The following is an 18,038-nucleotide window of genomic DNA, read 5'->3' as shown; positions in this document are numbered from 1 at the left end:
GGTTGTAAGGCTTTGGGGTCTGATACGGGGGTCCTGGGGCCGGCGGGGGGACCATCACTGGTCCCCCTGCCGGACTCCCGTCAGACCTCTTCGACGCTGCTCGGCTCGCGCCGGGACAGGTCGATGCCGAGCTCCTCCGCTGCGCGGAAGACGTCCTCGTCGGTGTCGCGCATCTCGATGGACATGCCGTCCGAGGACAGCACCTCCACGTTGAGGCACAGGGACTGCATCTCCTTGATGAGGACCTTGAAGGACTCGGGGATGCCGGGCTCAGGGATGTTCTCGCCCTTGACGATGGCCTCGTAGACCTTCACGCGGCCGGTCACGTCGTCGGACTTGATCGTCAGCAGCTCCTGGAGGGCGTACGCGGCGCCGTATGCCTCCAGCGCCCACACCTCCATCTCACCGAAGCGCTGGCCACCGAACTGGGCCTTACCACCCAGCGGCTGCTGGGTGATCATCGAGTACGGGCCGGTCGAACGCGCGTGGAGCTTGTCGTCGACCAGGTGGTGGAGCTTGAGGATGTACATGTACCCGACGGAGATCGGGTCCGGGAACGGCTCGCCGGAGCGGCCGTCGAACAGCCTCGCCTTACCGGTCGGGAGCACCATGCGCTCGCCGTCGCGGTTCGGGATGGTGTGCTGGAGCAGACCCGCGAGCTCGTCCTCACGCGCACCGTCGAAGACCGGGGTCGCGACGTTGGTGCCCGGGGCGACCTGGTCGGCGCCGATCGCCTGGAGGCGCTGCGCCCACTCGTCCGCGAGACCGGAGACGTCCCAGCCGCGGCTGGCGAGCCAGCCGAGGTGGATCTCCAGGACCTGTCCCGGGTTCATTCGGGACGGGACACCCAGCGGGTTGAGGATGATGTCGACCGGGGTGCCGTCCTCGAGGAACGGCATGTCCTCGATCGGGAGGATCTTCGAGATGACGCCCTTGTTGCCGTGACGGCCGGCGAGCTTGTCACCGTCGGTGATCTTGCGCTTCTGGGCGACGTAGACGCGGACCAGCTGGTTCACGCCCGGGGGAAGCTCGTCGCCCTCCTCGCGGTCGAAGACGCGGACGCCGATGATCTTGCCGATCTCGCCGTGCGGCACCTTCAGCGAGGTGTCACGGACCTCACGGGCCTTCTCACCGAAGATCGCGCGGAGCAGGCGCTCCTCCGGGGTCAGCTCGGTCTCACCCTTGGGCGTGACCTTGCCTACCAGGATGTCGCCGGCGACGACCTCGGCACCGATGCGGATGATGCCGCGCTCGTCGAGGTCCGCGAGGACCTCCTCGGAGACGTTCGGGATGTCCCGGGTGATCTCCTCGGGGCCGAGCTTGGTGTCACGGGCGTCGACCTCGTGCTCCTCGATGTGGATCGAGGAGAGGACGTCGTCCTGCACGAGGCGCTGCGACAGGATGATCGCGTCCTCGTAGTTGTGGCCCTCCCACGGCATGAACGCCACGAGGAGGTTCTTGCCGAGCGCCATCTCGCCGTCTTCGGTGGCGGGACCGTCGGCGAGGACCTGGCCCTCGATGACGCGCTGCCCCTCGTCCACGACGACCTTCTGGTTCACAGAGGTGCCCTGGTTGGAGCGGGAGAACTTGTGCAGGCGGTACGTGATGTACGTGCCGTCGTCGTTGGCGACCGTGATGTAGTCGGCCGACAGCTCCTGGACGACACCGTCCTTCTCGGCCTTGAGCACGTCGCCGGCGTCGGTGGCGCAGCGGTACTCCATGCCGGTGCCGACGAGCGGGGCCTCCGACTTAATCAGCGGGACGGCCTGACGCATCATGTTCGCGCCCATGAGGGCACGGTTGGCGTCGTCGTGCTCGAGGAACGGGATCATGGCGGTCGCGACCGACACCATCTGGCGCGGCGAGACGTCCATGTAGTCCACGTCCGACGGCTCGACGTAGTCGACCTCGCCGCCACGCTTACGAACGAGGACGCGCGGCTCGGAGAAGCGGAGCTCGTCGTTCAGCGCAGCGTTGGCCTGCGCGATGACGAACCGGTCCTCCTCGTCGGCGGTGACGTAGTCGACCTCGTCGGTGACCTGGCCGTCGACGACCTTGCGGTACGGCGTCTCGATGAAGCCGAACGCGTTGACGCGGCCGTACGAGGCGAGCGAACCGATCAGACCGATGTTCGGGCCTTCGGGGGTCTCGATCGGGCACATGCGTCCGTAGTGGGACGGGTGCACGTCTCGGACCTCGAAGCCGGCCCGCTCACGGGAGAGACCACCGGGACCCAGAGCCGAGAGACGACGCTTGTGCGTCAGACCCGACAGCGGGTTGTTCTGGTCCATGAACTGGGACAGCTGCGAGGTGCCGAAGAACTCCTTGATCGACGCCACGACCGGGCGAATGTTGATCAGGGTCTGCGGCGTGATCGCCTCAACGTCCTGGGTGGTCATCCGCTCGCGGACGACGCGCTCCATACGAGCCAGACCCGTGCGGACCTGGTTCTGGATGAGCTCGCCGACGTTGCGCAGACGACGGTTGCCGAAGTGGTCGATGTCGTCGGTCTCGACGACGATCTCGTTGCCGTTCTCGCCGATCGTCTCGGTCTCGCCCGCGTGGAGCTTCACCAGGTACTTGATCGTGGCGATGACGTCGTCGGTGGTGAGGACACCGGCGTCCAGCGGCTCGTCGGCGCCGAGCTTCTTGTTCACCTTGTAGCGGCCGACCTTCGCGAGGTCGTAGCGCTTCGGGTTGAAGTAGAGGTTCTCGAGCAGCGTCTGAGCGGCCTCACGGGTCGGCGGCTCGCCCGGACGGAGCTTGCGGTAGATGTCCAGCAGCGCGTCGTCCTGGCCCTGGGTGTGGTCCTTCTCCAGGGTGGCGCGCATCGACTCGTACTCGCCGAACTCCTGCAGGATCTGCTCGGTGGTCCAGCCGAGAGCCTTGAGGAGGACGGTGACGGACTGCTTGCGCTTGCGGTCGATGCGGACACCGACCAGGTCGCGCTTGTCGATCTCCATCTCCAGCCAGGCACCCCGGGACGGGATGATCTTGGCGGAGAAGATGTCCTTGTCGGACGTCTTGTCGATGGAGGAGTCGAAGTAGACACCGGGGGAACGGACCAGCTGCGACACCACGACACGCTCGGTGCCGTTGATGACGAAGGTGCCCTTGTTCGTCATGAGCGGGAAGTCGCCCATGAAGACCGTCTGGGACTTGATCTCGCCGGTCTCGTTGTTGGTGAACTCGGCCGTGACGAAGAGCGGGGCGCCGTACGTGAAGTCACGGTCCTTGCACTCGTCGATCGAGTTCTTCGGCGGCTCGAAGCGGTGGTCGCGGAAGGTCAGCGACATCGACCCGGAGAAGTCCTCGATCGGGGAGATCTCCTCGAAGATCTCCTCCAGGCCGGACTTCGTGGGGACGTCCTGTCCCGACTCAAGGGCAGCCTCGACGCGAGCCTTCCAGGCGGCGTTGCCGAGCAGCCAGTCAAAGCTCTCGGTCTGCAGCGCGAGGAGGTTCGGAACCTCGAGGGGCTCCTTGATCTTTGCAAAGGAGATGCGCAGCGGGGCGGTGCTTGCGCCGTTGTTCGTATTGGTCGAGGCGTTGCGCGAGGCGGCCAAGAGGGGGTCCTTCCGAGGGCTCGGACTCACTACGCGCGTACCGGTCCCCAGCAACGCTTCACGGCAGACTTTTCCTGAGATGACCAAAAGGCCAGGTCAGACGGGGTCGGTCCACGAAGCTGATGCGAAGGTATGCCCCTGGTGACGGGCAGGAGGCAGCTAACAGGCAGCGCAAAGGGTCAGTGTAGCCACTTGGCCCACTGATGTCCAGGGCGACTTCTTCGCGACCCTCGTTGCTCTCAACTCCGCGGTACCTCGCGCCGTGCGGCGCACCTCGATACTGCCCGTTCAGCCGTCGATCCATGCCTCGGATACGGATCGTTGTGACGACGCGTCCTGAGAATTGCGCGCTGCGTGCGGTTCGTCAAGACCCGCCGGTCTGCGGGGCGCACGGCGAAGATCACCATACTCCGCTTCCGGCGGCCCGCAGGACCCCCGCCACGCCCGTTTCCCGGGAACGCCGAAAGGCGACCACCCAGATGGGTGATCGCCTCTCGGTGCCTCCGCGTTACACGGATTCGCGTGACACGGGGGCAGGAGTCAGCTCAGCGAGCCGAAACGGTCTTACTTGACCGTGACGGAGGCGCCGGCGGCCTTGAGGGACTCGGCAGCCTTCTCGGCGGCCTCCTTCGCGACCTTCTCGAGGACCGGCTTCGGGGTGCCGTCGACGAGGTCCTTGGCCTCCTTGAGGCCCAGGGAGGTGAGCTCACGCACGACCTTGATGACCTGGATCTTCTTGTCGCCGGCACCCTCGAGGATGACGTCGAACTCGTCCTGCTCCTCGGCGGCCTCGGGGGCAGCGCCACCGGTGGCGGGGCCGGCAACGGCGACGGCCGCGGCGGCGGTGACGTCGAACTTCTCCTCGAAGGCCTTCACGAACTCGGAGAGCTCGATGAGGGTCATCTCCTCGAACTGGGCGAGGAGGTCGTCCTGAGAGAGCTTCGCCATGATGGGCGATCCTTCCACTAATTCGGCAGGTGCCGATGTGTCTATAGAGGCGGGCGTAACGGCCCGCTACGACCCGCGCACTAGGCGGCGCGGATCAATGCGCGAGCCGAATTACTCGGCACCGCCCTGCTCGGCGAGCTTGACGCGAAGCGCTTCCGCGGTGCGGACGAACTTCGACGGCAGCGCCTGGAAGAGCGAGGCAGCCTGAGACTGCTTGCCCTTGAAGGCACCGGCCAGCTTGCTGAGCAGAACCTCGCGGGACTCGAGGTCCGCAAGCTTCTTGATGTCGTCGGCGGAGAGAGCCTTACCGTCAAGGACACCAGCCTTGATGATGAGGTTCGGGTTCTCCTTGGCGAAGTCACGCAGGGCCTTCGCCGACTCCACCGGGTCACCGGTGACGAAGGCGACCGCGGTCGGACCAGCGAAGTGCTCGTCCAGTGCGGTGATCCCGGCCTCGTTGGCCGCAATCTTGGTCAGCGTGTTCTTCACCACGGCGTACTGGGCGTTCTCACCGAGAGAGCGACGCAGCGTCTTGAGCTGCGCGACGGTGAGACCCCGGTACTCGGTCAGCACGGCGGCGTTGGAGCTCTGGAACGCGTCCTTGAGCTCGGCCACCGATGCAGCCTTGTTGGGCGTCGGCATAGTGCGTCGGCCTCCTTCCGGGTGATGAGGACCGCTCAGAAGGAGGCTGGACAAAACAAAACGCCCCGGGCGCAGGCGCACGGGGCTGAGCTCGACCGGACGATGAAGTCCGGGAACACTTCCACAGTCACCTGCGCGGGTCGTCCGTTGTCAGCGGATCCTTCGGCCACCGCACCCGGTGAGGGCACAGCAACGACCAGCGGTCTTTGGCTTCTGGGGAAGCGTACGTGATGGCCTGGGCCAGGAGCAAATCAGCTCTGACCGGACTCCTTCCCGAAGTCCTTCATCATCTCGAAGAGGTCCACGGTGTCCTTGGCCGGCGGGGCCTGCACGGCGGACTTCGTGCCGTAGTCGGTGTAGTCGGCCCGCATCCGCATCGTGCCCTGGGCCATGGTCATGCCGACGTCCATACGGGCCGGGTAGCCGTCCTCGGTGACCCAGAGCTCGGTTTCGTAGCCCTTGAGGCCCGCCTTCTTCACGCCGGCGATGAGCTCGTCGTGGTCCTCCTTGGAGAGGAGCTTCGACGACTCGTTGGCCTTGAGCATCTGCTCGAAGGTGAGCGTGCCCTTGTAGTGCTGGGTCTCCATGCCGTTGATCTTCTCGGCACCGAGGTGCTTCAGGTCCGGGGAGTCCAGGAGCAGGGCGAGCTGCTGGGCCGGGTCCTGGTTCATGTTGTCCAGGCCGCCGGTCATCTGCTTCTGCAGCGCCTTGTCGCCGGAGGCGTCGGCCGCGGCCTTCATGTCGAGCTTCATCCAGCGCTTGCCGTCCAGCTCGGCGGCCTGCTTGGCGCCCATGTCCATGTACATGACCTGGTCGAGCATGATCATGTGCATCTGCTGGGGTCCGTCGGGGTCGCCGGCGGAGAGCATGGAGCCCTTCATGGTGATGTCCATCACCGCCGGGTCCCAGCCCTGGACGCCGCTCATCTCGATCGTGCCGGACTCGCTGCCGAGCCCCTCCATCGTCATGGTCATCTTGACCTTGGCGGCCTTGGCGGCCGAGGTCTTCTCGTACGCGGCCTGGATGACCTTCGTGACGTCACCGTGGCCCTGCGCCTCGGGCGCGGCCGGAGCGGCCGGGGCGGCCCCCTTTGCGTCCCCGCCGTCCTGACAGCCCGCGACGCCGGTCACGACCGCCACGGCCGTGAGAGCGACGCCCGCGCGCTTCCATGCGGACTTGTTCATGAGCGTTCCCCACCCCTTGATCCAAGTTCTTTACGGTCTCTTGAACCGTAACAAAGAGCCGGCCCCGCACCTCCGGAGAGGTGCGGGGCCGGCTGACCACTCAGCGAACCGGTGAGGTTCAGACCGCGGCCGGGTCCTCCTCGACGAGGAGGTTACGGGTGCGGTTGGAGTCCAGCGGGATGCCGGGGCCCATCGTGGTGCTGAGGGCGGCCTTCTTGATGTAGCGGCCCTTGGCGGCGGACGGCTTCAGACGGAGGATCTCCTCCAGCGCCGCGGCGTAGTTCTCGACCAGCTTCGTGTCATCGAAGGAAACCTTGCCGATGATGAAGTGCAGGTTCGAGTGCTTGTCGACGCGGAACTCGATCTTGCCGCCCTTGATGTCGTTGACAGCCTTCGCGACATCGGGGGTGACGGTGCCGACCTTGGGGTTCGGCATGAGACCACGCGGGCCGAGGACGCGGCCGAGGCGGCCGACCTTGCCCATGAGGTCCGGGGTGGCCACCACGGCGTCGAACTCGTTCAGGCGGTTGCCCTTGGAGATCTCGTCGATGAGCTCGTCGGAACCGACGATGTCGGCGCCAGCGGCGATCGCGGCCTCGGCACGGTCACCGGTCGCGAAGACCAGGACCCGGGCGGTCTTGCCGGTGCCGTGCGGGAGGTTCACGGTGCCACGGACCATCTGGTCGGCCTTGCGCGGGTCGACGCCCAGGCGGAAGGCGACCTCGACGGTGCCGTCGAACTTCGTGGTGGCGGTCTCCTTCGCGAGGCGGACGGCCTCGAGGGGAGCGTAGAGCCGCTCGCGGTCGATCTTGGCGTCCGCGGAGCGGAGAGCCTTGCTGCGCTTCACTGCTTCTCCTGTTGGTTCAGGTGTGGAGTCGTGGTGCGGGCCGCGCCGGCCCTACCACTGTCTGTGTCGATCATGCGGCTACCGCCGCGTGGTCAAACGGGGGCTGATCAGCCCTCGACCGTGATGCCCATGGAACGGGCGGTGCCGGCGATGATCTTGGACGCGGCGTCCAGGTCATTGGCGTTGAGGTCGGGGAGCTTGACCGTGGCGATCTCGCGGACCTGGGCGGCCGTGAGCTTGGCGACCTTGGTCTTGTGCGGCTCGCCGGAGCCCTTCTCCACACCCGCGGCCTTGAGGATCAGCTTGGCGGCCGGCGGAGTCTTGGTGATGAAGGTGAAGGTGCGGTCTTCGTAGACCGTGATCTCCACCGGCACGACCATGCCACGCTGCGACTCGGTCGCGGCGTTGTAGGCCTTGCAGAACTCCATGATGTTGACGCCGTGCTGACCGAGCGCGGGGCCGACCGGCGGGGCCGGGTTGGCCGCACCGGCGTTGATCTGGAGCTTGATAAGCCCCGTGACCTTCTTCTTCTTGGGAGGCATTGCTCTCTCCGGGTCCTAGTGAGAGTGTTCAGCCCGCCTTCCGGTCATCCGGATGCAGGCATACCGCACAACGATAACGGGTATAGACGTGCGGCTAAAAACCGAGCAGGTCAGAGCGGCTACGAGAGCCACTCTGACCTGGTCGGAAGACGGTGAGATCAGTTCTTCTGGATCTGGTCGAAGCTCAGCTCGACCGGGGTCTCGCGACCGAAGATCTCGACGAGGCCCTTGACCTTCTTCGAGTCCGGGTTGATCTCGTTGATCGTGGCCTGGAGGGTCGCGAACGGGCCGTCGGTGACGGTGACCGAGTCGCCGACCTCGAAGTCCAGGACCTGGACCTCCAGCTTGCGGGCCGGAGCCGGCTTGCCCTCGGCCTCGGCGGCCTCGCGGGCGGCCTTCTCCTCGGCCTCCGGGGCGAGCATCTTGACGATCTCGTCCAGGGTCAGCGGGTACGGGTCGTAGGCGTTGCCCACGAAGCCGGTGACGCCGGGGGTGTTGCGGACGACGCCCCAGGACTCGTTCGTCAGGTCCATGCGGACGAGAACGTAGCCGGGAAGCTTGTTCTGCTTGACGTTCTTCCGCTCGCCGCCCTTGATCTGGACGATCTCTTCCTCGGGGACCTCGGCCTGGTAGATGAAGTCCTCGACGTTGAGCGAGACGGCACGCTGCTCGAGGTTGGCCTTCACGCGCTTCTCGTAGCCCGCGTAGGTGTGGATGACGTACCACTCGCCGGGGAGGGTGCGGAGCTCCTCGCGGAGCGCGGCGACCGGGTCGACCGGGGCGGCCGGCTCGGCCTCCTCCTCGGTCTCTTCCTCGGCGTCCTCGACCTCGACCTCGTCGGTCTCGTCCTCGACCTCGTCGGTCTCGTCCTCGTCGGCCTCGTCGATCTCGACGTCCTCGTCCGCAGCGTCCTCAGCAGCGTCGACCTCGACGTCCTCGACGTCCTCGTCGGCGGCCTCGACGATGTCCAGCTCGTCCTCGACGGACTCGGACTCGAAGGCGTCGTTCAGGTTCGCGTCAGACACGGTGGCTGCTTCTTCCTGCGATACAGATGGGGTGGAACAAAAAGTCAGCCGAAGACGTACTTGACTGCTTCCTGGAAGCCATAGTCAATCACGGTGACAAGGCCGATCATGATGACGACGAAGACAATCACCACGGTGGTGTACGTCGTCAGCTGGCTGCGCGTGGGCCAGACGACCTTGCGGAGCTCGGCGATGATCTGGCGGTAGAAGAGCGCGAGACGGCCCAGAGGGCCCTTCTTTCCGCGCTTCCCGCCCTTGCGGAACTTCTTCTTCGACTCTGCGGTCTCGTCGTCGGCATCAGGCATGTCGATGGAGCCTACGGCGTCCGTCACGATCTCTCACCTGATTCCGGGTCGGCCGTGCCGCGCCCGGGTGGAGCCGCACGGCGGTGCAATGAAGTACGTACATGCGCACAACACCTGGCGGTGTGTGTAGCAGGGCCGGAGGGACTTGAACCCCCAACCGCCGGTTTTGGAGACCGGTGCTCTACCAATTGAGCTACGACCCTTTGTCGGTGCCCCCAAACGTACCGCATCGTGAGATGTGGTCGGTGCGGGCCAACGAGGAGTGAGCATACGTGGTCAGGGGCCCCTACGTCGAACAGAAAGCACGCCGACCTGCCGTCGGAAGCGCGTACGACCGGTAATGACCGGTCCTGTCCGGTCCTTGAAACCTGTGTGCCGGGCCTCGACGTGGTCTGGGACGATGGGCCGTATGAGCGCTGCTACCCCTCCCACCGAGCGTCGGGTCTCCGCCCGGATCGGTGCGATCTCCGAGTCCGCCACCCTCGCCGTCGACGCCAAGGCCAAGGCCCTCAAGGCCGCCGGGCGCCCGGTGATCGGTTTCGGCGCGGGTGAGCCCGACTTCCCGACCCCGGACTACATCGTCGACGCGGCCGTCGAGGCCTGCAAGAACCCGAAGTACCACCGCTACACGCCGGCCGGCGGTCTGCCCGAGCTGAAGGCCGCGATCGCCGCCAAGACGCTGCGCGACTCCGGTTACGAGATCGACGCCTCCCAGGTCCTGGTGACCAACGGCGGCAAGCAGGCGATCTACGAGGCCTTCGCCGCGATCCTCGACCCGGGCGACGAGGTCATCGTCCCGGCGCCGTACTGGACGACGTACCCCGAGTCGATCCGCCTCGCGGGCGGTGTCCCGGTGGAGGTCGTCGCCGACGAGACCACCGGCTACCGGGTCTCGGTGGAGCAGCTGGAGGCGGCGCGCACGGAGAAGACCAAGGTCGTCCTCTTCGTCTCCCCCTCGAACCCGACGGGTGCCGTCTACAGCGAGGCCGAGACCGAGGCGATCGGCCGCTGGGCCGTCGAGCACGGCCTGTGGGTCCTCACGGACGAGATCTACGAGCACCTGGTCTACGGCGACGCCTCCGCCGTCTCGCTCCCGGCCGTCCTGCCGGAGCTGCGCGACAAGTGCATCGTCGTCAACGGCGTGGCGAAGACGTACGCGATGACGGGCTGGCGCGTGGGCTGGATCATCGGCCCGAAGGACGTCGTCAAGGCCGCGACCAACCTGCAGTCGCACGCCACGTCCAACGTCTCCAACGTGGCGCAGGTGGCCGCGCTCGCCGCCGTCTCCGGGAACCTGGACGCGGTCAAGGAGATGGGCAAGGCCTTCGACCGCCGCCGCCAGACGATCGTGCGGATGCTCAACGAGATCGAGGGCGTCCTCTGCCCGACCCCGGAGGGCGCGTTCTACGTGTACCCGTCGGTGAAGGGGCTGCTCGGCAAGGAGATCCGCGGCAAGCGCCCGGAGACCTCGGTCGACCTCGCCGCGCTGATCCTGGACGAGGCCGAGGTCGCGGTCGTCCCGGGCGAGGCCTTCGGCACCCCGGGCTACCTGCGGCTCTCGTACGCGCTCGGTGACGAGGACCTGGTGGAGGGCGTGTCCCGGATCCAGAAGCTGCTCGCCGAGGCGCGGGACTGATCCCAGTCCCCGAATTCGGGGACTGCGGGCCCCCGGTTCTCCGGAACCGGGGGCCCGTTTTTGCGTTCTAGCAAGGTCCCGATCGGGGAAACGGACTGTATTCGTCCATTCGGGTGCGGCAGTATCGGCCAATGGAGCATGTACGCGATCTCACCCTGTTGCCCAAGGCCCATCTGCACCTGCACTTCACCGGCTCGATGCGGCCCACGACGCTGATCGAGCTGGCCGACAAGTACGGCGTGCATCTCCCGGAGGCGCTGAGCAGCGGTACGCCTCCCAAGCTGAGGGCGACCGACGAGCGCGGCTGGTTCCGCTTCCAGCGGCTCTACGACATCGCCCGCTCCTGCCTGCGCGCGCCGGAGGACATCCAGCGGCTCGTCCGGGAGGCGGCCCAGGAGGACGTCAGGGACGGCTCGGGGTGGCTGGAGATCCAGGTCGACCCCACCTCGTACGCCCCACATCTCGGCGGTCTGATCCCGGCTCTGGAGATCATCCTGGACGCGGTCGACTCGGCCTCGCGGGAGACCGGGCTCGGGATGCGGGTCCTGGTGGCGGCGAACCGGATGAAGCACCCCCTGGAGGCGCGGACCCTGGCCCGGCTCGCGGTGCGGTTCGCGGACCGGGGCGTGGTCGGCTTCGGGCTCTCCAACGACGAGCGGCGGGGCATGGCCCGGGACTTCGACCGGGCCTTCGCGATCGCGCGCGAGGGCGGCCTGCTGGCGGCCCCGCACGGCGGCGAGCTGACGGGCCCCTCGTCGGTACGGGACTGCCTGGACGATCTGCGGGCGTCGCGGGTCGGCCACGGGGTGCGCTCGGCGGAGGACCCGCGACTGCTGCGGAAGCTCGCCGAGAAGGGCGTGACCTGCGAGGTGTGCCCGGCGTCGAACGTGGCGCTCGGGGTGTACGAGAAGCACGAGGACGTCCCGCTGCGGACCCTCTTCGAGGCGGGCGTCCCGATGGCCCTGGGCGCCGACGACCCGCTCCTCTTCGGCTCGCGCCTCGCCGCCCAGTACGAGATCGCGCGGCGGCACCACGGGTTCACGGACGCGGAGCTGGCGGAGCTGGCCCGTCAGTCGGTGCGGGGCTCGGCGGCGCCGGAGGACGTCAGGGCGAAGCTCCTGGCGGGGATCGACGACTGGATCGCCTAGCCGATCCCGCGGAGCAGGGTGCGGGCGAGCGTGCGCGCGAAGTGGTCGAGGGAGTCCGGGGGCCGGCGGTCCGGGCTCATCTCCCAGGCGAAGGAGCGCTGCACACAGGCCCCGAGGAGCAGGGAGGCGGCGGCCACCGGGTCGGCGTCGGGGCTGATGCGGCCGTGCCGCTGCTCGGCGCGGAGATAGGCGGCGAGGCCTTCGATGGGCTTGTGGGGGCCGCTGCCGTAGGTGCGCATGGCCTCCTCGTGGCGCCGCTTGAGCTGCGGTTCGGCGTAGAGGGAGGCGACGACCGGGAAGGTCTGCTCGTAGAAGAGCGCGGCCTGCCGGGCGACCTCGGTGAGGTTCTCCTCGACGGTGCGGCCGCCCGGGTCGGCGACGAGCGTGCCGAGGAGTCCGGCGAGCTGGGGCAGGCGCTCGTTCAGGACGGTCAGGAAGAGCTCTTCCTTGCTGCTGAAGTACTTGTAGAGCGCGGCTTCCGAGCAGCCGGCCGCCTTGGCGATCTCCTTGGTGGTGGTGCGGGCGAGCCCCGCCGTCCGCATGAGGTCACGGGCGGCGTCGACGATCCGGGTCCGGGTCGGCCTCTGTTCCATGCATCCTCCAGCCACGCTTGACGTCTGAGTGAGTATCCACTCACCCTGGGGGTGAGTGAACACTTACCCACCCCGGGAGGGTGCGACATGAAGCTCACAGTCTTCGGTGCGACCGGCGGCATCGGCCAGGAGGTCGTCCGGCAGGCCCTGGCCTCGGGCCACGAGGTGACGGCGGTGGTACGGGACCCGGCACGGCTCACCGCGACGGGCACGCGCCTGACGGTCCTGCGGGCCGACCTGTCCGACCCGGAGGCCCTGCGCGGTGCCGTGGCGGGACGGGACGCGGTGCTCTCGGGCCTCGGCGCCCGGACCCGGGCGGACGCGGGCGTGGCGGCCCGGCTGACCCGCTCGGTGCTCACGGCGATGGAGGCCGAGAGGACGCGCCGGCTCCTGGTGGTCAGCGCGGCCCCGCTGGGCCCGGTCCCGGACGGCCAGGCCCTGGTCGACAAGGCGGTCCTGGCGATCATCAACAACGTCCTGAAGGACGTCTACGCCGATCTGCGGGTCATGGAGTCGGACCTCGCCGCGAGCGAGGCCGACTGGACCTCCGTACGCCCGCCCAAGCTGACGAACAAGCCGGGCACCGGCCGGTACCGCAGGGTCGTCGGCGGCACCCCGTCCCGGGGCCGCTCGCTGGCCCGCGCGGACGTGGCGCACGCGATGCTGGCGATGATCGACGACCCCGCGACGGTCAGGCAGGGCGTCGGCGTCGCGTACTAGGCGCTGGGCCGTCCCTTCCGGATCTCGCGACGGCCTAGAGCTCGACGCCCACGGTCACCGGCTCGTTGACCAGGGTGATCCCGAAGGCGTCCCGTACCCCGGCGACGACCTCGCGGGCGAGGGCGAGGAGGTCCTCGGTGGTCGCCTCGCCGCGGTTGGTCAGGGCGAGCGTGTGCTTGGTGGAGATCCGGGCGGGCCCGGAGCCGTACCCCTTGGTGAAGCCGGCCTTGTCGATCAGCCAGGCCGCCGAGGTCTTCACGGCGCCGTCCTCGCCCGCCGGGAAGGCCGGCGGGGTGACGTCCGGGCCGAGCCTCCCGGCCACGCGCGCGAGGAAGGTCTCGTACTCCCCCGCCGTGAGGATCGGGTTGGTGAAGAAGGAGCCCGCGGACCAGGTGTCGTGGTCCTCCGGGTCCAGGACCATGCCCTTGCCGGCGCGCAGCCGCAGCACGGTCTCGCGGGCGGTGGCCAGCGGCACCCGGTCCCCGGCCTCGACGCCCAGGGTGCGGGCGGTCTCGGCGTACTTGACCGGCGCGGAGAGCCCGTCGGCGTCCTCGAGCTCGAAGCGGACCCGCAGCACGACGTACCGGTCGGGCTGGTCCTTGAAGAGGCTGTGCCGGTACGAGAAGGCGCACTCGGCGTTCGTGAGGGTGACGGTCTCCTCGGCGCGCCGGTCGTAGGCGACGACCTCGGTGACGGTGGCGGAGACGTCCTGCCCGTAGGCGCCGACGTTCTGGATGGGGGTCGCGCCGGCCGAGCCGGGGATGCCGGCCAGGCACTCGATCCCGGCGAGCCCGGCCTCGACGGTCCGGGCCACGGCGTCCGTCCAGACCTCGCCGGCGGCGAGCTCCAGGCGGGTGCCGTCCAGGTGGAAGCCGGTGGTGGCGATGCGCAGCGCCGTGCCGTCGAAGCCCTTGTCCCCGATGACCAGGTTGGATCCGCCGCCGATGATCAGCAGCGGGGTCCCGGCGGCGTCGGCCGCACGGACGGCGGCGACCACCTCGTCGTCGGTGGTGGCGGTGACGAGCCGGGTGGCGGGCCCGCCGAGCCGGAAGGTGGTCAGGGGCGCGAGGGGGGCGTCTGCGATCTGCTGCACGGGCTCAAGCGTACGGGCGCGCCCGCGGCAGGAGAAAAGACGACGGCCCCGCCGGGGGTGGCGGGGCCGGCCACGGCGCGGTGCCGCGGGCGCTGTCACGCGTCGATCAGACGTCGCTTCCCGCCTTCGGACTCCGTCCCGGCCTCGGTCTGCGCCTCGGCCTGTGCCTCCGCCTTCCGTCGCGCCTCCTGGCGCCGTGACGGGGCGAAGAGCACCGCCGCCGCGCCGAGGGCCACCGCCCCGGCGCCGACCCACAGCGCGGGCACCAGGCCGTCGACGAAGCTCTGGCCCGACTCGTACCCGCCCTGCGCGGCGAAGATCGAGGCCATCACGGCGACGCCGAGCGCGCCGCCGACCTCGCGCAGTGCGTTGTTGGCACCGGACGCGATGCCCTGCTCGGACGGACGGACGCTGGACATCACGAGGTTGGCCGCGGGTGCGAAGTACAGCGCCATGCCGATGCCGCTCACGACGAGGGCGGGGAGCTGGACGGCGTACGAGGCGTCGGGCGTCAGGACGAGCGCGAACCAGGCCAGGCCGAGCGCCTGGAGGGCGAGGCCCGCGGCGACGACCGGGCGGCCGCCGATCCGGTCGGAGAGGGCGCCCGCGATCGGCGCGACGATCATCGGCATGCCGGTCCAGGGCAGCATCCGCAGCCCCGCCTCGGTGGGCGAGTAGCCGAGAACGCCCTGCATGTACTGGCTGAGCAGGAAGATCGAGCCGAACATGCCGAGGAACATCAGCAGGCTGGCCGCGTTGATGCCGGAGAAGGCGCGGTTGCGGAAGAGCCGCATGGGCAGCATCGGCGCCTTGTTGTGGATGCCGTGGTGGATGAATCCGCCGATGAGCGCGGAGCCGGCGATCAGTCCGGTGAGGACGGAGGCGGAGGTCCAGCCGTCGATCGGGCCGCGGATCAGCCCGTACACGATGCCGAAAAGGCCGCCGCTGGCGAGGAGCGTGCCGGCGATGTCGAGGCGGGCTCCGGCGCCGTGCGACTCGGCGAGGCGCAGCCGGGCGAGCGGCAGGAGGGCGAGGCCGAGCGGGACGTTCAGCCAGAAGATCCACTGCCAGGAGATGTGTTCGGTGAGGCTGCCGCCGATGAGCGGACCGGAGGCGACGGCGAGGCCGTTGACGGCGCCCCAGATACCGAAGGCCATCCCTCGTCTGGCGGCCGGGACGGCCGCGGTGAGCAGGGTGAGGGTGAGCGGCATCATGATCGCGGCACCGACGCCCTGGACGGCGCGGGCGGCGATCAGGGCGTCGATGCCGGGGGCGAGCGCGGCCGCGGCGGAGGCGCCGGTGAAGACGGCGAGGCCGGCGACGAAGAGCCGGCGACGGCCGAAGCGGTCACCGAGGGCGGCTCCGAACATGAGCAGGACGGCGAAGGTGAGGGTGTAGGCGCTCACCGTCCATTCGAGGTCGTCCAGCGCTCCCCCGAGGTCCTCGCGGATGGAGGGGAGGGCGGTGGTGACGACGAGGTTGTCGAGGGCCGCCATGAAGCCGGCGACGCTGGTGATGACGAGGGCCCAGGCGGCGGAACCGCGGCGGGCTGCTGGCTGAGTCATTTCTGCCCCTCAGATCTCATGTTAGTTATCACTGACTAACTTTCGCGCTCATGAAAAAGCCGGGACGCGCGAACGCGGGCGGCGCTACTTCTCCAGCCGGCCGAGGCGGCGGGCGGAGGGGTAGAACCCCTCCCAGACCCGGTGCTCGGGCGGAAAGCCCATGGCGACGAGGGTGTTGATGAGCATCCCGTACGCCAGGAAGGTCGTGGTCTCCTCGGCCTCGGCGCCGAGCGCGAGGTGGACGGTCTCCCAGAGCACCGTCCAGCCGGCCCGGACGGCCTCGCCGAACTCGTGGTCACCGGCCGCCTCGGCGGCGGCGACGGTCACGTACACCTGCATCTGCATCAGGAGCCGGTCGGGGTCCTCGGCGATGATCCGGGTGTACGCGTTGGCCATGGCGTGCAGGGCCTCCTCGCCGGACAGCCCTTCCGCGGCCTCCTCGAAGACGCGGACGGTGTCGCTGATGCAGCGCTCGGAGGCGGCCAGGAAGATGGCCTTCTTGCCCGGGAAGAGCCGGAAGAGATACGGCTGCGAGACACCGACGCGCTTGGCGATCGCCTCGGTGGAGGTGCCGTAGTAGCCGCCGCGGCTGAATTCGCTCATCGCCGCGCGGATGACGCTCTCGCGCCGCTCCTCCGCACTCATCCTGACCATGCGACCAAGTTAGTACTCAATCACTAACTTGGTCAAGGGGATCGGGGCGGCCGCTTTCCGCGGCCGCCCCTCCCCGTTCTCCCCGGCCGTGCTACGCGAGCCTGACGACGGCCCGGCTCATGCCCAGGACCTTCTGCCCGGCGCTCATGGCCGTGATGTCGACCCGCACCTGCCGGTCGTCCAGCTTGGCGGCGACCTTGGCGGAGACCTCGATCTCGGCGCCCTTGTCGTCGTTGGGGACGACGACCGGCTTGGTGAAGCGGACGCCGTACTCGACGACGGCGGCGGGGTCGCCGGCCCAGTCGGTGACGACGCGGATCGCCTCGGCCATGGTGAACATGCCGTGGGCGATGACGTCCGGGAGGCCGACCTCGACCGCGAACTTCTCGTTCCAGTGGATCGGGTTGAAGTCCCCGGAGGCTCCGGCGTACTGCACGAGCGTGGCGCGGGTCACGGGGAAGGTCTGCGCGGGCAGCTCGGTGCCGACCTCGACCTCGTCGTAGGCGATCTTCGCGGTCATGGTCAGACCCCCTCGGGCGCGCGGGAGACGAGCTTGGTCCAGGCGGTGACGACGTGCTCGCCGGAGGCGTCGTGGACCTCGCCCCGGATGTCGAGGATGTCGTTGCCGGCGAGGGACTTGATCGCCTCGATGGTGGAGGTGACCGAGAGCCGGTCCCCGGCGCGCACGGGCCGGGTGTAGGCGAACTTCTGGTCGCCGTGGACGACGCGGCTGTAGTCGAGGCCCAGCTGCGGGTCCTCGATGACGGCGCCGGCCGCCTTGAATGTGATGGCGAACACGAAAGTGGGCGGAGCGATCACATCGGAATGTCCGAGCGCCTTGGCCGCCTCGGTGTCGGTGTACGCGGGATTGGCGTCACCGATCGCCTCGGCGAACTCGCGGATCTTCTCGCGGCCGACCTCGTAGGGCGCGGTGGGCGGATAGGTCCGGCCCACGAAGGACTGGTCGAGCGCCATGGACTCGATACCTCCTGCTGAATTCGTTGCCGATGCCTGTCGGGGGGAGCCGACAAACGACACGAGGCCGCCCCCGAGTGGGGACGGCCTCGTGTACGAGCCTGATTAGCGCGTCTCGCGGTGCGCAGTGTGCGAGTTGCAGCGAGGGCAGTGCTTCTTCATCTCAAGACGGTCCGGGTTGTTACGCCGGTTCTTCTTGGTGATGTAGTTCCGCTCCTTGCACTCCACGCAGGCCAGCGTGATCTTCGGGCGGACGTCGGTGGCAGCCACGTGAGTGCTCCTTGACGGACGGATGGACGGATGAACGCATAGAAGAGTAGCCGATCGAAGGACCGACCCCACAATCGGCTACTGTCTGTAGCGGTGACCGGACTTGAACCGGTGACACAGCGATTATGAGCCGCTTGCTCTACCGACTGAGCTACACCGCTTTGATGATCCGGACCCCGCCCGAAGGCGGGATCCCTCTCACCAGAGCCCCAATACGGAATCGAACCGTAGACCTTCTCCTTACCATGGAGACGCTCTACCGACTGAGCTATTGGGGCGAGCGAGGAAGACATTACACGGTCTCCGGCCCATCACCCAAATCCGTTTC

General features: G+C 68.3%; 17 protein-coding genes, 3 tRNA genes and 1 pseudogene. 3 read left to right on the top strand and 18 right to left on the bottom strand.

Translation table 11 applies throughout. The features are described from left to right. Positions 1-80: 80 nt before the first annotated feature. The 9 genes from rpoB to AB5J54_RS23725 all read right to left on the bottom strand — a co-directional run bounded on the left by rpoB (position 81) and on the right by AB5J54_RS23725 (position 9,259). Positions 81-3,563 carry a DNA-directed RNA polymerase subunit beta gene (gene rpoB / locus AB5J54_RS23765; RefSeq protein ID WP_369145937.1) on the bottom strand — a complete coding sequence of 1,161 codons (3,483 nt, stop codon included), beginning with the start codon at positions 3,561-3,563 and terminating at the stop codon, positions 81-83. Positions 3,564-4,127: 564 nt separating this feature from the next. Next, the gene (gene rplL, locus AB5J54_RS23760; RefSeq protein WP_319310704.1) at positions 4,128-4,511 is read right to left on the bottom strand and encodes a 50S ribosomal protein L7/L12; all 384 of its coding nucleotides are present in this window, start codon (positions 4,509-4,511) and stop codon (positions 4,128-4,130) included. A 111-nt stretch (positions 4,512-4,622) separates the two neighbouring features. Further along, positions 4,623-5,153, bottom strand: coding sequence for a 50S ribosomal protein L10 (gene rplJ, locus AB5J54_RS23755; protein ID WP_030687887.1), 531 nt, complete (start codon positions 5,151-5,153; stop codon positions 4,623-4,625). 251 nt (positions 5,154-5,404) lie between these two features. Continuing rightward, complete coding sequence (locus tag AB5J54_RS23750) at positions 5,405-6,337, bottom strand: hypothetical protein (RefSeq protein WP_369145936.1); 933 nt, start codon at positions 6,335-6,337, stop codon at positions 5,405-5,407. Between the two features lie 118 nt (positions 6,338-6,455). Then, positions 6,456-7,184, bottom strand: a complete 729-nt coding sequence (gene rplA / locus AB5J54_RS23745) for a 50S ribosomal protein L1 (protein WP_369145935.1) — start codon at positions 7,182-7,184, stop codon at positions 6,456-6,458. A gap of 107 nt (positions 7,185-7,291) precedes the next feature. Next, positions 7,292-7,726, bottom strand: a complete 435-nt coding sequence (gene rplK / locus AB5J54_RS23740) for a 50S ribosomal protein L11 (RefSeq protein ID WP_030687894.1) — start codon at positions 7,724-7,726, stop codon at positions 7,292-7,294. A gap of 158 nt (positions 7,727-7,884) precedes the next feature. Continuing rightward, positions 7,885-8,751: a transcription termination/antitermination protein NusG gene (gene nusG / locus AB5J54_RS23735; protein ID WP_369145934.1), complete on the bottom strand. Its 867-nt coding sequence runs from the start codon at positions 8,749-8,751 to the stop codon at positions 7,885-7,887. 44 nt (positions 8,752-8,795) lie between these two features. Continuing rightward, complete coding sequence (gene secE / locus AB5J54_RS23730) at positions 8,796-9,083, bottom strand: preprotein translocase subunit SecE (RefSeq protein WP_369145933.1); 288 nt, start codon at positions 9,081-9,083, stop codon at positions 8,796-8,798. Positions 9,084-9,186: 103 nt separating this feature from the next. Continuing rightward, positions 9,187-9,259, bottom strand: a tRNA-Trp gene (locus AB5J54_RS23725). Between the two features lie 206 nt (positions 9,260-9,465). On the opposite strand from AB5J54_RS23725, the gene AB5J54_RS23720 reads away from it, so the two are divergent. Both AB5J54_RS23720 and AB5J54_RS23715 read left to right on the top strand, forming a co-directional pair. Beyond that, positions 9,466-10,692 (top strand): pyridoxal phosphate-dependent aminotransferase, encoded by a 1,227-nt coding sequence (locus tag AB5J54_RS23720; RefSeq protein WP_369145932.1) that lies wholly within the window; start codon positions 9,466-9,468, stop codon positions 10,690-10,692. Between the two features lie 131 nt (positions 10,693-10,823). Further along, positions 10,824-11,840 carry an adenosine deaminase gene (locus AB5J54_RS23715; protein WP_369145931.1) on the top strand — a complete coding sequence of 339 codons (1,017 nt, stop codon included), beginning with the start codon at positions 10,824-10,826 and terminating at the stop codon, positions 11,838-11,840. Here the strand turns inward: AB5J54_RS23715 and AB5J54_RS23710 are convergent. Next, complete coding sequence (locus AB5J54_RS23710; protein ID WP_369145930.1) at positions 11,837-12,433, bottom strand: TetR/AcrR family transcriptional regulator; 597 nt, start codon at positions 12,431-12,433, stop codon at positions 11,837-11,839. The genes AB5J54_RS23715 and AB5J54_RS23710 overlap by 4 nt on opposite strands. An 87-nt stretch (positions 12,434-12,520) precedes the next feature. On the opposite strand from AB5J54_RS23710, the gene AB5J54_RS23705 reads away from it, so the two are divergent. After that, positions 12,521-13,153: an NAD(P)-dependent oxidoreductase gene (locus AB5J54_RS23705; protein WP_369145929.1), complete on the top strand. Its 633-nt coding sequence runs from the start codon at positions 12,521-12,523 to the stop codon at positions 13,151-13,153. A gap of 34 nt (positions 13,154-13,187) precedes the next feature. On the opposite strand, the pseudogene AB5J54_RS23700 reads toward AB5J54_RS23705, so the two are convergent. The 8 genes and pseudogenes from AB5J54_RS23700 to AB5J54_RS23665 form a co-directional block, all read right to left on the bottom strand. Next, positions 13,188-14,261, bottom strand: a pseudogene (locus tag AB5J54_RS23700) (UDP-N-acetylmuramate dehydrogenase); the annotation flags it as partial. Between the two features lie 80 nt (positions 14,262-14,341). Next, a complete protein-coding gene (locus tag AB5J54_RS23695) occupies positions 14,342-15,811 on the bottom strand; it encodes an MFS transporter (protein WP_369145928.1) in 1,470 nt (489 codons plus the stop codon). 84 nt (positions 15,812-15,895) lie between these two features. Continuing rightward, positions 15,896-16,465, bottom strand: a complete 570-nt coding sequence (locus AB5J54_RS23690) for a TetR/AcrR family transcriptional regulator (protein ID WP_369145927.1) — start codon at positions 16,463-16,465, stop codon at positions 15,896-15,898. 91 nt (positions 16,466-16,556) lie between these two features. Then, on the bottom strand, positions 16,557-16,985 hold the full coding sequence (locus AB5J54_RS23685) for a MaoC family dehydratase (RefSeq protein WP_369145925.1): 429 nt from the start codon (positions 16,983-16,985) through the stop codon (positions 16,557-16,559). 2 nt (positions 16,986-16,987) lie between these two features. Then, positions 16,988-17,440, bottom strand: coding sequence for a MaoC family dehydratase N-terminal domain-containing protein (locus AB5J54_RS23680; RefSeq protein ID WP_317874077.1), 453 nt, complete (start codon positions 17,438-17,440; stop codon positions 16,988-16,990). A gap of 105 nt (positions 17,441-17,545) precedes the next feature. Beyond that, the gene (gene rpmG, locus AB5J54_RS23675; protein WP_003956487.1) at positions 17,546-17,710 is read right to left on the bottom strand and encodes a 50S ribosomal protein L33; all 165 of its coding nucleotides are present in this window, start codon (positions 17,708-17,710) and stop codon (positions 17,546-17,548) included. Positions 17,711-17,798: 88 nt separating this feature from the next. Further along, a tRNA-Met gene (locus AB5J54_RS23670) sits at positions 17,799-17,871 on the bottom strand. Positions 17,872-17,915: 44 nt separating this feature from the next. Beyond that, positions 17,916-17,988, bottom strand: a tRNA-Thr gene (locus AB5J54_RS23665). Positions 17,989-18,038: the final 50 nt, after the last annotated feature.

The organism is Streptomyces sp. R44 (assembly GCF_041053105.1).
In the GTDB taxonomy this organism is placed as follows: domain Bacteria; phylum Actinomycetota; class Actinomycetes; order Streptomycetales; family Streptomycetaceae; genus Streptomyces.
Note: the sequence above shows the minus strand (reverse complement) of the source record. Positions and strands in the feature narration are given on the sequence as shown.

Excerpts from the sequence above, each read along its gene's own strand:
- rplL (WP_319310704.1), bottom strand. The coding sequence starts at position 4,511 with ATGGCGAAGCTCTCTCAGGACGACCTCCTCGCCCAGTTCGAGGAGATG.
- rplJ (WP_030687887.1), bottom strand. The coding sequence starts at position 5,153 with ATGCCGACGCCCAACAAGGCTGCATCGGTGGCCGAGCTCAAGGACGCG.
- AB5J54_RS23750 (WP_369145936.1), bottom strand. The coding sequence starts at position 6,337 with ATGAACAAGTCCGCATGGAAGCGCGCGGGCGTCGCTCTCACGGCCGTG.
- rplK (WP_030687894.1), bottom strand. The coding sequence starts at position 7,726 with ATGCCTCCCAAGAAGAAGAAGGTCACGGGGCTTATCAAGCTCCAGATC.
- AB5J54_RS23720 (WP_369145932.1), top strand. The coding sequence starts at position 9,466 with ATGAGCGCTGCTACCCCTCCCACCGAGCGTCGGGTCTCCGCCCGGATC.
- AB5J54_RS23715 (WP_369145931.1), top strand. The coding sequence starts at position 10,824 with ATGGAGCATGTACGCGATCTCACCCTGTTGCCCAAGGCCCATCTGCAC.
- AB5J54_RS23710 (WP_369145930.1), bottom strand. The coding sequence starts at position 12,433 with ATGGAACAGAGGCCGACCCGGACCCGGATCGTCGACGCCGCCCGTGAC.
- AB5J54_RS23705 (WP_369145929.1), top strand. The coding sequence starts at position 12,521 with ATGAAGCTCACAGTCTTCGGTGCGACCGGCGGCATCGGCCAGGAGGTC.
- AB5J54_RS23695 (WP_369145928.1), bottom strand. The coding sequence starts at position 15,811 with ATGACTCAGCCAGCAGCCCGCCGCGGTTCCGCCGCCTGGGCCCTCGTC.
- AB5J54_RS23690 (WP_369145927.1), bottom strand. The coding sequence starts at position 16,465 with ATGGTCAGGATGAGTGCGGAGGAGCGGCGCGAGAGCGTCATCCGCGCG.
- AB5J54_RS23685 (WP_369145925.1), bottom strand. The coding sequence starts at position 16,985 with ATGACCGCGAAGATCGCCTACGACGAGGTCGAGGTCGGCACCGAGCTG.
- AB5J54_RS23680 (WP_317874077.1), bottom strand. The coding sequence starts at position 17,440 with ATGGCGCTCGACCAGTCCTTCGTGGGCCGGACCTATCCGCCCACCGCG.